This is a genomic window from Rhizobium lentis (assembly GCF_017352135.1).
Lineage (GTDB): Bacteria > Pseudomonadota > Alphaproteobacteria > Rhizobiales > Rhizobiaceae > Rhizobium > Rhizobium lentis.
The window spans coordinates 160,302-174,790 of sequence record NZ_CP071458.1; the positions used below are offsets into that span (position 1 = coordinate 160,302).

Genomic DNA, 14,489 nt, shown 5'->3' on the forward strand with positions numbered 1-14,489 from the left:
AGCGTTACGATACAATTGGCGTGGCTCATCTAATCGATGACATCGATTTCGACATAATCCTTGGCGACAACTAATTCCGCGTCATACGGGTTCTTTCTAAGGATACGACAACGGCTGTCAGGTGCGCCTCGCGCGGCAAGAACGCCGAGGGCTGAGGCGATAAATTTTGAATCGCCGGCTTCCATTGCCTCGTCTGAATCGAGCAGATTGGCAATGTCGAAATCCATGATCTTTTCAGTCGTCGTGTTACCAGTCTAGCCGATAAGCGATGACCCTGAACAGAATCTCAGTAGGCTATCGACACTTCAGAACGGCTTTCATTGAGATTGTTCAGGGATTTTCGATATCGTTGCTATAGCTGACGATAAATCGGACCACGACGCTTCCCAGACATAAGCGATCACCGGCGTTTATGATCATAGGATCAACAACCGTTGCGCGGGAGGAATAACGATCACGCCTGAGGCCAAAGCCCCCTTGCACAATGTTTCGGCATTAAATCGAGGCATTGGCAGCCAGACATGAAAACCATCGTAAGCGGGCGTTCGTAAATCATTACCAACAACTGAGCGAGCCATCTTCGGACGGTGTCTCGCCTCACTTTCAATTGCCTCTCGAATACCGCTACGGTCCCGTCAGAAAGCCACTCGGCTAAAATGGCGCAGGATAGAGGCGATACAGTCAACGACGAAGCACGCTGGGTCCAAGGCACGCTGGACAAAGAATGCGGGTTTGCGTTGCAAGGCCCGGCATCTCGCAAGATCGTGTGAACGCTGGGCAACGCGGCGCGTCTCTTGATCAACGACGCTATGACGGCGAGGAATATGTGGCTGCCGTCAAAGCTTGCGTCGACGCATTGAGCGGTAAGACTGCCCCGGAACAACTCCGGTAAGCGCTTCTGCATGTGGCCGATGAGGCGGGTATCGCAGCTCTCTCTCGTCCGGCAGGGAGTTAGAGCGCGATGACCGGATCTGCCCTCGAGCCCCAGGATAGTCCGAATCTCAAAGGCTACCCGCTTTCGACGTCACGTCTGCGCGGAGCGCCCGCCCCAGCTGGCCGGACACGGACGCGCCACTCCTTGCCATCAGGTTGCTTCGAGCACCATGTTGAGCGAGCTCTGGGCCGCGCGCCTGATATGGGTGAAGCCGCCGGACCGGATCACCTCGGTCAGCCGCCGTTCGCCTGCCTGCGCGCCTAGCGCCAGCCCTGTCTCCTGCGCAAGCGAGGTGGGAACGCAGATCATCGTCGACGCCGAGTAGTAGAGGCGCCCGACCGGATTGATGTTCTCCTCCAACGTATCTCCCGCGATCGGCTCGACGACCATCCACGTGCCGCCGTCCTTCAGCGCCTTTCTGATATGAGACGCCGCGGCTTTCGGGTCGCCCATGTCGTGCAGGCAGTCGAAGCAGGTGATCAAGTCGAAATCCCGGCCGTCGAAATCTTCCGCTCGGCCCACCTCGAACTGCACGTTCGTCAACCCGTGCGCCTCAGCGTGCGCTTTCGCAGCCGCGATCGAGCCCATATGGAAGTCGTAGCCCACAAACCAGGAATTGGGAAAGGCCTGCGCCATCAGCACCGTCGATACCCCGTGCCCGCAACCGACGTCGGCCACCGTTGCACCCCATTTTAACTTGGCGATCACGCCATCGAGCGCCGGCAGCCACTCCTGGACCAGCGCATTGACGTAACCAGGGCGGAACAGCCGCGCTACAGCGCAGAACATGCAGCCAGCCTGGTCGCCCCAGGCAACGCCTTCACCGGTCTTGAAGGCAGACTGCACCTTCGGCTGATTTCCGACCATCGCGGCAGCGGTATCGAACGCGCCAATCAGGTTGAACGGGCTGTCGGGTTCAGCAAACACATAGGCCTGCTCCGGCGTGAGCGAGAACTGGCCATTCTCGTAATGCACATAGCCCGAAGCCGCCTGCGCTGCCAGCCACTCGCGCACATAGCGAGGCGCGCATCTAGCGGCCACGGCAACCTCCTCGGCCGTCGCGGGTCCGATCTCCTTCAGCGTCTTGTAGAGGCCGAGGTCATCGCCGATCCGCACCAGCGGCACGCTGAATGCACCGCCAAGGTCGCCAAAGATGCGGTCCACGAGCTTCTCAAGCGTTGTGTCGTTGAGTTGGGTCATGTCGGACTCCTCCTTATTTACGGGCGGCCTCTTGCCGATGGCCGCCTTCAAGGGATCGGGAACTCGATGCCCTCTATTTGGGGTGTATGCCCGCTTGCACTTGGAATCGACGCTCATCTATCGACCCGCGCACACGCTAACTGGATAGCCTCCTCGCGTCGACAGTAACGGGCAGGCGCCTGTTCTGCGATAGGTCGGGGAGGGCTATCCGCCATCCATTTTTCAGCAAAATGAAGCCGCCCCATAGGTTTTTGTGCTCAACCGAGATGATCGGTTCCTCAAGGTCTTTCTTGTGAATATAGACCGATAAGCCGACGTCAGTTCTGCTGATTGTCACTCTCATGCATGTCCCTTCTCGCTACGGCGGCTTTGAAGATCGAAAGTCGAGCGTTATCAAAGCCTATTATTTTGGTACGACATATGACCAGGCCGACACCTCCGTTATGGCTCTGTCTTGGACGGCATCCGTTCCGGGGCCCACGTCGGCTACTCAGGTTGCGCGCATCGCTCACTGGATGGGATATTGGTGGTACGTGAATTTTTAACCTCATATTCGCCTAGGAGACCACTGGCCACTCGTCCCATTCTTTGCGCTTTAGTCTGGTGACGATCAGGCAGGGACGCAGGTCTTCGGCATCGGACACACCGAAGCGCATTGTTGCGTGTCGAACTCACCCCTGCACTCGGTACATTTTTTTGAATCCACAACATATCCCTCACCTTTGAAACTGATCGCATCTGAGGGACATTCAAATTCGCAAGCGCCGCACTGGGTGCATTGGGATATAATGATCTTGAAGGCCATGTTTTAGCTCCTGATTCAATTAGAGGGGCCTAAAGCCGTCGGCATCGCCGGTTTGCCGCCAAACTCGGCGGCGTATAGCGCGCCAATCGCAGTCTCGATGTAATCATAGGAAAATGCGTCACTGGCTCGCACGCCAGTTTCTGCCAGCCGCTTCTTTGGGCAATCGCCGATTTTGGAAGAAAGCAGAATGTCGATGCCGTCGAGTGCAACGATAGTGTGATCGAGAGTGGCCTTCTCGCCTAAACCACCGAGGCAATACTGCTCGACCTTGCGGTGTCCCACCAAGTTGATCCCCTTTCGTGAGACTGCATACACTTGGAATTCTCTTGCCTGACCGAAATGTTCGTTGATCCGGCCGCCACCTTTAGTCGCCACGGCAACAGCAAGGGTTCCCGAAGAACTCAGTGACTTGACTGCTTTGTTCGCGTCCAATTTTGCTGCCAGTTGATCCCCTCGCTCGTGCTGGACCAGCTTGCGATAGGCCTCGCGCTTGCTGGTGTCGAATTCAACTTTGGTGGAGATCTGGTCGAGGGCAAACTCTCGCTCGCGATCATCGCCCAACAAACCGATGGCGTCGGCCCGGCATTGTTGGCAGTGACGCATAAGCTTGACGTTGCCATCGAGACAATCTTGAAGTGCCTTCAGTTCGAACGGCTCCGGGCAACGCTGACCCGTAAGACCGTAATAAGTACCATGCGAAGGCTTGGAAATCAGGGGCACCACATTGTGCATGAATGCGCCGCGGTCTCTGATCCATCGGTTAACTTCGACGAGGTGCGTGTCATTGACGCCTGGAATCATAACCGAATTGATTTTGGTGAGGATGCCGCGCTTGGTCAGCAATTCCAAACCCAACATTTGGCGCTCGTGAAGGATCCTGGCAGCTTCTATGCCAGTGTATCGACGATGCCCGTGGAGTATCCACGGATAGATCTTCGCCCCGACTACCGGATCCACCATGTTGATGGTGATCGTCACGTGATCGATATTCATGTCAGCTAGCTCATCGACATGATCCGGAAGCGCCAATCCATTGGTGGAGATGCATAGTTTGATGTCAGGTATTTCTCTCGCAACTCCTTCAAACGTCGCTACGGTCTTCCTCCAGTCGTAACAAGCGTCGCCCGGTCCGGCAACGCCGATTACGGAAAGCTCCGGCACTTTGCTGGCGACGGCAAGCACCTTGCGTAGTGCCTGGTCGGGAGTTAGCTTTACTGATGCGACCCCGGGACGGCTTTCGTTGGTGCAATCATATTTGCGATTGCAGTAGTTGCACTGGATGTTGCACGCAGGTGCGACCGCGACATGCATGCGAGCGAAATAGTGATGGGCTTGCTCTGAAAAGCAGGGATGATCTTTGATTCTCTCCCAGATCCGCGCATCTATGTCATCCGTCACCGAAAGGTCATAGGACGAAGATGCGCGGCCGCCGTGCATAGCGGGAGCCATCGGCGCCCGGTCGAAGGGGGCACTGGTGGTCGTCCCGACCTTTATCTCCGGTTCCGACATTGCACTGTTCCACTGGTGAGGAATGGTTACAGCTCCAAAAGCAAGAGAGATTCCGGTCGACGCGACATTGTTGTTTCAGCGCTTATGTCGCCTTTACCGCCCTCTTTTCCCGCTTGCTGCCGGAGATGTTTTGTAGAAATCAAGACAGGATCGCGCCCGAAGTCGTTAGGCCGACTCAACCAAAGCTTACGACATTCTTCATATCGTTCTCCGCTTAGTCTTTCTTCACATCGATACGATGCCGGCGTAGCGCATAGCCGACCTGCCGCGGCGTCTTACCCAGGATACGAGCCGCTTTGGCCTGTACCCAGCCAGCCTTCACCATTGCATTGATCAGCCGATCACGCTCAGTGAGACCCGCTGCCTCGATTGTGGCTGCGGCACCGCTGGGAGTACCTACGTTGGCCCCCAGTCCGCCTAACATTGTATCTCGCGGGTTGAGACTATGCACCGGGCCGTTGCCAGTGCCGTCGCGGGCGTCTTTCCAGAGGAGCGCCGAAGAACACTGGTCTTGCTGACAGGCAAAATCCGATGAAGTGATGGTATTTGAACTGGCGAGAGTGGCGGTCCTTTGAACGCAGTTGTCCAGCTCGCGAACATTGCCGGGGAAGGCGCATTTCGACAAAATGTCTATGGCCGACGGGGCGAAGTCGCAATTTCGATCATTTGCCTTGTTGAATTGCTCGAGGAACACTTGCGCTAGAAGCGAAATGTCTCCGTCGCGCTGCCGAAGTGGCGGCAAAATGATCGGCACCACATTGATCCGGTAATAGAGGTCGGCTCTGAACTCCCCTCGAAGGACGGCCACTTCAAGGTTTTTGTTGGTGGCGCATATAACTCGAACGTCTACTTTCAATGTCTTCGTTCCGCCGAGACGTTCGAATTCGCCTTCCTGTAACACGCGCAATAACTTCGCCTGGAATTGTGGTGATACATCGCCAATTTCATCAAGCAACAGCGTTCCGCCATTGGCCAGTTCGAAACGTCCAGCTCGTTGAAGGAGAGCGCCAGTGAAAGCGCCCTTCTCATGGCCAAACAATTCGGATTCCAGAACGGTTTCCGACAGCGCAGCGCAATTCAACTTAATAAACGCCTTGCTTTTCCGTATCGATAATGCGTGTATTGCTCTAGCAAAGCATTCCTTGCCAGTGCCGCTCTCTCCTCTCAAGAGCACCGCGGAGTTCGTCGCGGCCACGATATTGGTGGTAGCTAATACCCTCTTGATCGCGGGGCTCTCCCCAACGATCCAGTCGATTTTATCGAGTTGGGTGGGATGAGGCTTCGGTTTGATTTTCGGAATCTGTCCTGCTTGTTGTTCCTCGGCGACTGCGCCGCCATCGCTGCACAATTCGCGATCGCGCTGGCAGGTTAAGCCGATCAGGACGGCAATCATTGCCAGAAGGGTTTCGTCCTGATCTCCGCTTTTCTGCGCGAAATCAATCCACAATGCGCCGATTGCTTTCCGGTTTACTTTAACGGGGAGAACGACAGAATTTTTCCCAAAGTGCTTCTCACCGCTAGCGATGACACGATCTATTGCGTCCGCCTGTTCAATCGTCAGAGAACGTGAGCGAACGTCGTCCCCAATGGGAGCCCGTACGTTTATCCAAGGCTCTCCTCCCGAGCCGTGAATCACGATTCCGCCATCGCGCAATCGCAGATGCTCGACGAGGGCGTTCATGGCAGCCTTCAGCAAGTTGTCTAGAGGAAAAGAAGAGATAAGCTCTTTGGAGATGTCGTAGAGAATATGGAGCCGCGCCTCTGGTTTAATCATGCCTACAAACAGGGGAGGGTGCACTGCTTTTTACCCTGGTACGCGAAATATGCTAACGCATATTCCTAAGTTAAAAATACGTGTTATCGACGGCGTAAAAATTAGCCTTTCGAAAGTTTGAGTGGATGCACATTTAATCGCCGCCGCTAATGCAGCTGCATCGATCGCTGCTATCCCGCCGGAGGTAGGAACTCTTCATCCGAATTTGAAGAGGACCCCGAACCCGCCCCGGGGATAATTCCACTTTATGTCGCCACTCGCTTCGCATAACACTCTGCATGTGCCGCATTCCAAGCAGCCATCCGAAACAATTGCCACCTGACCAACATCGTTCACCTCGTAGCATTTGGCCGGACAGATTTGCGTCAAGGCGAGCAGGCTTGGGCTTGGCGACCGATGCGGCCGCACCGTAATGTGTGGGCGTCCAGTATCGACGAGATATCGGTTTTGGTACAGCTTATCCTCAATGCGCTCAATGGTGGTCGCCTTCATCGAATTTTCCTTTTAACGCCAAGATACGGCGGAGCGGACCGCGTCGCTAATCAACCCCCAACGGGATCGTGCGTTGATAAAGGAGGCAGCTGTGGCCTTCTCCCTGTTGATTTTAGGTGCACCGTCGACGCGCACAAAATTTTGCGCCGCCTGAGATATAAGCGTTGGATACGTCATGAGAAAATTGTGACTGTCGGTGTGGAGGAGGCTTGGAAGATCTTTGTGTTTCATCAAGTCTTTCATGACGAACGACTTATCCAGCATACCCTTATAGAGAGAGAGATTGTGCTTCGTCATGAGACCGCCGCGGCTCTTTATCTGGAAGATCGCTTCACCCGCCATGAGGCCTGATGTCATCGCAAGGTTTGATCCCTCCCTATGCACGGCATTGTTTAATTGCGCCGCGTCGCCCACGACGACCCACCCGTTGCCAAAGAGCTGTGGGATTGCCTTGAAGCCTCCCTCAGGGATAAGATGTGCGGCGTATTCTTTGATCTCGGATCCCGCCAGTAATGGTCGGATGGATGGATGTTGCTTGAAGGCGTCAAGAAGGCGGTACGGATTTTCCATGCTTTCCGCTAAACCGGAGACGAGACAGCCGATCCCCACAGAGATCGACTCCTTGTTGGTATAAAGGAAGCCCAGTCCGGCCATTCCGCGTGAAATCGTGCCGCCGGCTTCGATCACACAGCCTTCGCCACCGGTGAGGCCGAAGCGCTCTGCGATGACCTCTTCCGGCATAAAATGCATTTCCTTGACAGCGAGTGCCACATTTTCTGGCTTCGGCATATCGCGCAAGCCGGCTCGTGTTCCAAGCAGTCCGTTCACGCCCTCAGCGAGGACGACTACGTCCGCGAGGATCACACCGCCCTCTCGGTCCGTGTAAACGCCTATTACACTACCGCTCCGATCTCGAGCAAGTTTCGTCGCTGTCGTTTCACAAAGGACTGTGCCGCCCGCCTCGCGCACCTTGGATGAGAACCATTTGTCAAACTGGGCACGGATGATCGTATACCGGTTTGGCTTCAGTTCATTAAAGTCATCAGAGCGATAGTGCACGCCCGTGTGCGACGAGTCATCCATTAGCCAGAATCGTTGCTCGACCAGATGCCGTTCCAGGGGAGCGTCATCTCGGAAGTTTGGGATAATCGCCTCCAACATGTTCGCATATAATATAGCCCCCTGAACATTCTTAGAGCCCGAATGTTCTCCGCGCTCCAGTTGCAGCACTTTTAGACCGCGACGAGCCATCGAATACGCTGCGGCGTTGCCGGACATACCGGCACCAATGACGATCGCGTCGAACTTACTCTTGGTCATCTAGCCTTCCTCGATCCATACCCTTGATAGAGTTGTGCGGTGGCATTCGCCTGGCGAAAGCTTCTGTCAACGCCGGCAAGAACTCCAGCGCGCAAGCGACAACGCCGATGTGGGCGAAGTCAAAGATCGGAGCCTTCTGGTCGAGGTTGATAGCGACAATCAGATCGGCTCCTTCGACGCCAACGCGATGCTGGACCGCGCCAGATATTCCCGCCGCGATGTAGAGCTTAGGTCTAATGGTATGGCCGGACTGACCAATTTGTCGATCAGCAGGCATCCAGCCTTTTTGGACCAGTGGGCGCGAGCACCCGACTCCCCCGCCGATCGTCGTTGCAAGGTTTCTCAAGTGCTGCAGGTTTCCTGCAGCGCCGAGGCCGAGTCCGCCCCCAACCACGATGTCGGAGTTGGCCAGATTGGATTGCTCAGAACCATCGTTGCAGAGGAATGCGAGGACTTTGGTGACGATCGCTTCCTCGACCATTGTGAGTTCGTGCTGGATAACGCGCCCAATTGGCTTATCCGCACGTTGCGGCGTCGCCATGACCCTGGACCGCACCGTTGCCATTTGCGGCCGGCTGTTCAGCGTGTAGATCGTGCACAACAAGGACCCGCCGAAAGTTGGCCGCGTCGCTGCGAGTGAACCGTCTCCATCAACATCCAGCTCGGTGCAATCAGCCGTAAGCCCCGTTTGTAAGGTCGTTGCTACAGCACCGGCGAGGTCGCGGCCGAGCGTGGTCGCGCCAAGAAGGAGAATTTCTGGTTTGTGAGTAGTGACCAGATCCGTCAAAGCCTTGGTGAAGGGTTCGTTTCGATAGTTGGCGAGGAGCGGCGACTCTACCAGATAGGCGATATCAGCTCCGTAAGCGAAGGCCTCTTCAATGGCCGGCTTGGTCCCCACGCCTTCAGACGAACCGAGGATTACCCCGGCAAGTTGGACACCCAGTTTGTCAGCTAGCCTGCGGCCTTCGCCGAGGAGTTCAATCGATACGGGATGAACCTTGCCGCGCTCAAGTTCCATGAAGACCCAGACGTGCCGGTGATCTTCGAAACACTTAAGCAGCTTTTTCCCTGAGCTGGCGCGGCCGACCGCGTTTGCCGGCGTTTCATTTTTTCTAGCGACCAAAATCTACTCCTCGCTGCTCACCGATTGCCATGGGACGTGAGCTTGCGTTCCAAAACAGGCTCGCGGGCAAAAATTGCAGCGACCGTGTCCGCGGCGACCTCGGCCAACGTTTTGTCGTTAATGTCCATTTGCATAGCTTTTTCGGCGCGAGGACCAGGAGCGAATACTCGCTTCACGACCGTCGGCGATCCCCTTAGGCCGCATTTGGTCAACTCCCCAATGCCGGCGTCAGCGGCCCCCCATTTAAGAACCGGGCTTCGCGCGGCACGGAAGGCGTCATCGAGAGAGCCCCGGCGGATTGCATTGACACCTTCCAGCACAGTGATGAGACATGGCAACGTGCTCTTCAGCATCTGCGTGCCGCTCTCCGCGTGTCGTTCAACCATGAGCTCGCGCGAAGTGGGATCAATGGAGACAATCTTCGTTACGTAAGTGAGTTGCTGGAGGTTCAGCCTCTTTGCAATTCCGGGCCCGACCTGGGCCGTGTCGCCGTCAATTGTCTGCTTTCCGGTAAAGACGATATCTGGCGCCCCATAGCTCTCGCCAATCTTCGCTACTGCTTGAGAAAGAGCATACGAGGTCGCCAGCGTGTCAGATCCAGCAAAGTGGCGGTCGGTGAGAAGCACTGCGCGATCTGCGCCGTGGGTGAGGGCTTTGCGTAGCGCTTGCTCAGCCATGGGCGGCCCCATCGTGAGAACAGTCACCTCGCCCCCATAGCGGTTACGAACTTGGAGTGCCTCTTCGAGAGCAAACAGGTCGTAAGGGTTAATGATGGTCGGTACGCCTTGGCGCATGATCGTATTTGTCACCGGGTGGACGCGTATCTGCGCAGAGTCCGGCACTTGTTTGATACAGACCACGATGTGCATAGTCGTTTAAGCTCCCAATCGGATTTGGCCTTTAGGGACCCGGCTAACTCTTAGCACTGCTCGTGCCAATAAAGTTGCGCCGCAAGAAGATGCTGTCCGGGCTCAGGTTGATGCCCTCCTCAATGGCCGAGAGCGCCGTCTTCCAATTCTTAATCTCTATCGCCGCCGAGACTCGATCATGAAACTATCTGCGCAGCATAAGTCTCGCCTTCAGCAATCCGCTCCTCTTCGGCATTCTTTGCTTCCGCGCTGGCGCGCCAGCTGCCGTCAATCACTTTTGGCAGAACGTCCTCGAGCATAACCAGATCACCGATAAAGGCGATGCGACCGTCTCGGTCGACAACGAACGTCTTTGGAACGTGGAACGACAGGCTGTCTATGAGCCAATCCTCATCCATTTCGCCTGAGTGGTCGAGTCCGATCCGCATGTTCGTATTCGGGAGCGATTTGGTTATGGACGCGTCCACCTGGGCTCGGGCGTCGTCAGCCGTCGCAGCTTCCTCACGTGCTGCGATCCCGATGAACTCAACTCCCGTGTCGATGAATTTCTTGTGCAACTTCGCCAGGTCGGATAGCTCCGGCTCGCAATAACCGCAGGTAGTCGAAAAGAACTCAACAATGTATATCTTGCCGAGCTGGAAGTTGGAAAGCGGATCGCCGCGCAGCCAGTTCTGCACTTTGATAGACGGGGCTGGAGAGTCGAGATTTAAACTAGAAGTCACGTCTTGTTCCCCACAGTGTTTTAGCCGGCGTTTCGCGCGCCAGGAATGAGCTTGTCCTGCCAAGTGTCAGGTCGATTTGTTTTGATATTGAAAGGCCATCGCGGCGAACGTTCCATCGGTTGGACAAAAGACGTTTGTGATCTCGTCTTGTGAAATGGCTTATGCGGGTGCGCGCCATTGCAAATTCCTTCTTATGAGAGCGTGACGATAGTCACCGTCGTGACGGGAAGGTGCCGAGGTCTAAAGCAGATGGAGCAGGAGGCCATTCCAGAGCTCCTCGCTATGTAAGTCGATTGCTGGAGGTTCGGCCTCCTTCCGATGCCGGTCAGACCGGGGCCGTGTCGCAGTCAATTGTCTGCTTCCCGACGACGACGATACTAGGCGTCTGATGCCCGGCACTTGTTTGATACAGACCACGATGTGCATAGGCGTTAAGCTCCCAATCGGATTTGGGCTTTAGGGACCCGGCTTACTCTGAGCACTACTCGTGCCAATCAGGTTGCGCCGGTAAACCTCCGAGATTGCACATGTTTCGTTGTCGCTATGCGGAGGGGTTTTGTAGGGTTGCCGACATGTCGTGTCGCAATCCGCTCCGATCACAACCGCGAACGGAGGGCGGTTCGATGGGCTTCAGGTCGGCAACTCCATGATAGCTGCGCCACTAGCCGGAAGATTTAAACGCCAAACGATGCGCCGGAAGATAGCACGGGGACTGAAGTTCTGGTGCCGTGGGCGTGTATCGAGCTTCGGTTTACCGTTGATAATCTGACTAGCGACACCGTATGCGCGATCAGAAGCACAGCGATCGAGAAAATAACGCTGCGGGCGCCTAGTGAGGTTGGACAAGCGGTTTAGCTGATGTTGCGGCGTGAGCAGGATCATTGCCAGAAGCGTGGAGAAACCCTTGCTGGAAATATCAATCGAAAGCCGTCCATAAACGCTGCTGCAGCCTGCCGAACTCTTGAGTCCTCACCGCCTCAATCGTCATATCAACGCCGTTCTGATCGGTTGGGCTACCGTATCCCCAAATGAACAAGCGGAAGCCACATGATCTGACGCGACTTGCTGCATTGAGCCAGCGCCAGTTTGTGGTCCTTCAGACGCATGACAACAATTTGCGACGTTGTCTTCACCTTTGTCAGATCAGCGACAAAGGCTACCTCCTCGATTGCGCGGCTTTTCCGCGTCAACCGGCGCTCGAGACATGGCGACCTATGGGAGAAGATTACTTTGTGGGCGGCGGCTGAGCGCGGGGCAGGCTGGTGTCGTTCGTAAGGACGAACGGATCAGGCGGTTGGAGAAAATGGTCGCGCTTTCGCGCGGGCTCCCTGTGGCCGCAAGTTCGAGAAGGTCGATCCTGGGTAATTGATCTCGCAGTGAAGGACCTTGAGAAGATGGAATAGGAAGCCGACGCCATTTGCGCATATGTCCAAGACAAGGACAGCACCTTGCGCAGCGCAGCCCAAGTTCATGCGCTGTCGCGGCATTCGGAGGCTATGGAGGCGCGCGGCACGCGGCAGATCTTTACCCACTAGGTGTGGCGAATGCCCGCTCGCCGGGCGGTGGCCGACCGCAGTGGGAGGACGGCTGCATCCGACGTCGCCAGACAACGGCTCCCCTTCAACCAAGTGAAGGGCGGAAAGCATGACGGCTCTGGATGAGGACAAAATCTGCGCTACCGGGAGATCATTCTCCGCTTCAGATCTGGCAATTTTGGGTTGGAAACCTGCAGTCGCCAAGGGCCGCGTCACTTAGTGCATTTCCGAATTCCAGAGCGCTCCGCTTCAACCGCGGACAGGCTTTCATGCGAATCAGGGAGGTAACGGACATGCGTGATGGCATTTTCGCTAACCCAAAAAACTGACCTTTTAACGCTAGCGCAGCAGTCGGCGCAGGGCGCTCTTCGACAAACGGGCAAGAAGGGTATCGGCGATGGGCCACGGCAAGGGCCGGCAAATCCAAGCGGAAGCCCTAAGCATAAGCTGGTAACGGCGTGCATCTTCTTGGTTCTCCCATGACTTTGCCGCCGGCACATTCGTCTCCGGCACTTTCCTCTCGCCAATCGCAAAGGCCATCTTCTCCGACGGGGCATCTTTGCTGACGGAGCGCCAACCGCAAGACGCCACACTACAGGGCGGTGACATGCACCTATCAGAATTACCTTATCGACAACGGCGCCGGGGGATATTTCGATTTTGGTGTCGCTAGTCAGATTATCGACGGCAGACCGAGCTCGATACACGTCCACCGCACCAGAACTTCAGTCCCCGTGCCATCTCCCGGGGGATTATTCGGCGTTGAAATCTTCCAACTCGTGGCGCAGCTATCATGGACTTATCCCACCTGAAGCCTATCGAACCGCCCCTTCATTCGCGGTGGTGATCGAGGCGGATTGCGACACGACATGTCGGGAACCCTACAAAACCCCTCGCATAGCGACAACGAAACATGTGCAATCTCGAAGGCTTACCGGCGCAACCTGATTGGCACGAGTAGTGCTCAGAGTAAGTCGGGTCGCTAAAGCCCGATCGTGGTCCCCGACCTGATTGGCACGAAGGGAGACTGACATGGCAGGAATGCGAAAAAAGATCACCCCCAGCCCTGAGAGCGAACAGCGCGAGGTCAAGGCGTCCGATCTCGTTGTCCGGGCGCTTGAAAACGAGGGGTCACGGTCATCTTCTACATCCCCGGCGAGGAAACCATCGACCTCGTCGAGTCGCTGCGCAACTCGACGATCAAGCTCGTGCCGACCCACACCGAGTGGGCCGCGGCCCTCATGGCCGCCAACTGGAGTCGGCTCACCGGCCGCACTGGCGTCTGCATGGCCACCTGCGGTCCGGGCGTGCTCAACTTCCCGAACGGCGCGGAATATGCCCGGCTCCCTATCGGCGGTTGGAATCGGCGAAGGCGATCTTTCCAAGCTAGCGAAGGATGCGATGAAGCAAAAGGAGCGCCTCCTGATCAACAATCCGCGCGAGCTCGACTACGATCACGCCCGGGCGATCTATGCCAGCGCGCTTGCGGGAGTGAGCCGGCCATGACCCCGAGCTCGGACGACCAACCGGAATTCTCGCAGATGCTGCTGCGCATGTCGGAAATGTGGCGCAGCAACATGGAGCAGTCAGAGGAGGTTGGAAAATTGTGGTTCAACTCGATGATGCCCTTTTTCACCATGCGCGCGGCTGACAGCAGCCTGTTTGCCGCCGCACAGGGCGGCGAGATCTTGAAAACTATCAAGCGCATGGTGGAAGGCCCGCACCTTGCCGACATGTGCAACCTCGACCGGCAGGTCTACGCGCTGATGGCTGCCTGGATGGACGTGGGCCAGCGCATGGCGGCCTATCACGCCATAGCCTCCGTGCCGTGGAGCAAGGCCTATGAACGCTACAGCGCAACGCTCGCCGGCACGAAGGAAGGAGACGCCAAGGATTTCGGCTGGCGCAAGGCTTTCGACAAGTGGAGGGACATTGCGAACAAGGAACTGATCAGCAACCTGCGCTCTAAGGATTTCCTCGCCGCGCAGCGCGAATTGCTGCTCGCCGCGCTGGACCTGCGCACCTGCCAGCAGCAAATGACCGACAGCGTCGCGAAGCTGTTAGGCGTTCCGAGCCAACACGACTTCGACGAGCTGACGCGGCAGTTCACGGAACTCAGGCGGGAGGTGCGCGCCAGCATAAGGGCACAGCGCGATGAAGTCGAAGGTGCACGCGGTGTCGCCACACAACCAGGAAAGGGATAAGC

At 56.4% G+C, this 14,489-nt stretch carries 13 protein-coding genes and 3 pseudogenes; 5 read left to right on the forward strand and 11 right to left on the reverse strand.

What is annotated here, in order from left to right:
• Positions 1-29: 29 nt before the first annotated feature.
• Positions 30-227, reverse strand: a complete 198-nt coding sequence (locus J0663_RS31545) for a helix-turn-helix domain-containing protein (RefSeq protein WP_077988149.1) — start codon at positions 225-227, stop codon at positions 30-32.
• Between the two features lie 486 nt (positions 228-713).
• Between J0663_RS31545 and J0663_RS30590 the strand changes: the two are divergent.
• Positions 714-965: pseudogene (locus J0663_RS30590) on the forward strand (DUF982 domain-containing protein).
• 119 nt (positions 966-1,084) lie between these two features.
• Here the strand turns inward: J0663_RS30590 and J0663_RS30595 are convergent.
• The 10 genes from J0663_RS30595 to J0663_RS30640 all read right to left on the reverse strand — a co-directional run bounded on the left by J0663_RS30595 (position 1,085) and on the right by J0663_RS30640 (position 10,748).
• Positions 1,085-2,134, reverse strand: coding sequence for a class I SAM-dependent methyltransferase (locus tag J0663_RS30595; RefSeq protein ID WP_207246325.1), 1,050 nt, complete (start codon positions 2,132-2,134; stop codon positions 1,085-1,087).
• A 136-nt stretch (positions 2,135-2,270) separates the two neighbouring features.
• Entirely contained in the window at positions 2,271-2,477 is a 207-nt protein-coding gene (nifT, locus tag J0663_RS30600; protein ID WP_017958633.1) for a putative nitrogen fixation protein NifT, read from the reverse strand.
• A 267-nt stretch (positions 2,478-2,744) separates the two neighbouring features.
• A complete protein-coding gene (locus J0663_RS30605; protein WP_018484288.1) occupies positions 2,745-2,939 on the reverse strand; it encodes a 4Fe-4S dicluster domain-containing protein in 195 nt (64 codons plus the stop codon).
• Positions 2,940-2,954: 15 nt separating this feature from the next.
• Positions 2,955-4,448: a nitrogenase cofactor biosynthesis protein NifB gene (gene nifB / locus J0663_RS30610; protein ID WP_207246253.1), complete on the reverse strand. Its 1,494-nt coding sequence runs from the start codon at positions 4,446-4,448 to the stop codon at positions 2,955-2,957.
• A gap of 214 nt (positions 4,449-4,662) precedes the next feature.
• Positions 4,663-6,222, reverse strand: a complete 1,560-nt coding sequence (gene nifA / locus J0663_RS30615) for a nif-specific transcriptional activator NifA (protein WP_168325745.1) — start codon at positions 6,220-6,222, stop codon at positions 4,663-4,665.
• 195 nt (positions 6,223-6,417) lie between these two features.
• Positions 6,418-6,714, reverse strand: a complete 297-nt coding sequence (locus J0663_RS30620) for a ferredoxin family protein (RefSeq protein WP_027667869.1) — start codon at positions 6,712-6,714, stop codon at positions 6,418-6,420.
• Between the two features lie 12 nt (positions 6,715-6,726).
• Complete coding sequence (locus J0663_RS30625; RefSeq protein ID WP_207246254.1) at positions 6,727-8,034, reverse strand: FAD-dependent oxidoreductase; 1,308 nt, start codon at positions 8,032-8,034, stop codon at positions 6,727-6,729.
• Positions 8,021-9,157, reverse strand: coding sequence for an electron transfer flavoprotein subunit alpha/FixB family protein (locus J0663_RS30630; protein WP_207246255.1), 1,137 nt, complete (start codon positions 9,155-9,157; stop codon positions 8,021-8,023). Before J0663_RS30630 ends, J0663_RS30625 begins: the two co-directional genes overlap by 14 nt.
• A gap of 17 nt (positions 9,158-9,174) precedes the next feature.
• Positions 9,175-10,026, reverse strand: a complete 852-nt coding sequence (locus J0663_RS30635; protein WP_018484294.1) for an electron transfer flavoprotein subunit beta/FixA family protein — start codon at positions 10,024-10,026, stop codon at positions 9,175-9,177.
• 176 nt (positions 10,027-10,202) lie between these two features.
• Positions 10,203-10,748 carry a TlpA disulfide reductase family protein gene (locus J0663_RS30640; protein WP_221109222.1) on the reverse strand — a complete coding sequence of 182 codons (546 nt, stop codon included), beginning with the start codon at positions 10,746-10,748 and terminating at the stop codon, positions 10,203-10,205.
• Between the two features lie 1,204 nt (positions 10,749-11,952).
• Here J0663_RS30640 and J0663_RS31875 point away from each other — a divergent pair.
• From J0663_RS31875 to J0663_RS31560, 4 genes and pseudogenes are all read left to right on the forward strand, one after another.
• Positions 11,953-12,139 (forward strand): annotated as a pseudogene (locus tag J0663_RS31875) (hypothetical protein); the annotation flags it as partial.
• Positions 12,140-13,324: 1,185 nt separating this feature from the next.
• Positions 13,325-13,644: pseudogene (locus J0663_RS31550) on the forward strand (thiamine pyrophosphate-binding protein); the annotation flags it as partial.
• Entirely contained in the window at positions 13,619-13,789 is a 171-nt protein-coding gene (locus J0663_RS31555) for a hypothetical protein (RefSeq protein WP_375337011.1), read from the forward strand. The pseudogene J0663_RS31550 and the gene J0663_RS31555, both read left to right, overlap by 26 nt.
• Before the next feature lie 35 nt (positions 13,790-13,824).
• The gene (locus tag J0663_RS31560) at positions 13,825-14,487 is read left to right on the forward strand and encodes a poly(R)-hydroxyalkanoic acid synthase subunit PhaE (RefSeq protein WP_246590490.1); all 663 of its coding nucleotides are present in this window, start codon (positions 13,825-13,827) and stop codon (positions 14,485-14,487) included.
• Positions 14,488-14,489 lie beyond the last annotated feature (2 nt).

Bases quoted from the DNA above. Each gene is read 5' to 3' on its own strand.
- J0663_RS31545 (WP_077988149.1), bottom strand. From the start codon at position 227: ATGGATTTCGACATTGCCAATCTGCTCGATTCAGACGAGGCAATGGAA.
- J0663_RS30595 (WP_207246325.1), bottom strand. From the start codon at position 2,134: ATGACCCAACTCAACGACACAACGCTTGAGAAGCTCGTGGACCGCATC.
- nifT (WP_017958633.1), bottom strand. From the start codon at position 2,477: ATGAGAGTGACAATCAGCAGAACTGACGTCGGCTTATCGGTCTATATT.
- J0663_RS30605 (WP_018484288.1), bottom strand. From the start codon at position 2,939: ATGGCCTTCAAGATCATTATATCCCAATGCACCCAGTGCGGCGCTTGC.
- nifB (WP_207246253.1), bottom strand. From the start codon at position 4,448: ATGTCGGAACCGGAGATAAAGGTCGGGACGACCACCAGTGCCCCCTTC.
- nifA (WP_168325745.1), bottom strand. From the start codon at position 6,222: ATGATTAAACCAGAGGCGCGGCTCCATATTCTCTACGACATCTCCAAA.
- J0663_RS30620 (WP_027667869.1), bottom strand. From the start codon at position 6,714: ATGAAGGCGACCACCATTGAGCGCATTGAGGATAAGCTGTACCAAAAC.
- J0663_RS30625 (WP_207246254.1), bottom strand. From the start codon at position 8,034: ATGACCAAGAGTAAGTTCGACGCGATCGTCATTGGTGCCGGTATGTCC.
- J0663_RS30635 (WP_018484294.1), bottom strand. From the start codon at position 10,026: ATGCACATCGTGGTCTGTATCAAACAAGTGCCGGACTCTGCGCAGATA.
- J0663_RS31555 (WP_375337011.1), top strand. From the start codon at position 13,619: ATGCCCGGCTCCCTATCGGCGGTTGGAATCGGCGAAGGCGATCTTTCC.
- J0663_RS31560 (WP_246590490.1), top strand. From the start codon at position 13,825: ATGCTGCTGCGCATGTCGGAAATGTGGCGCAGCAACATGGAGCAGTCA.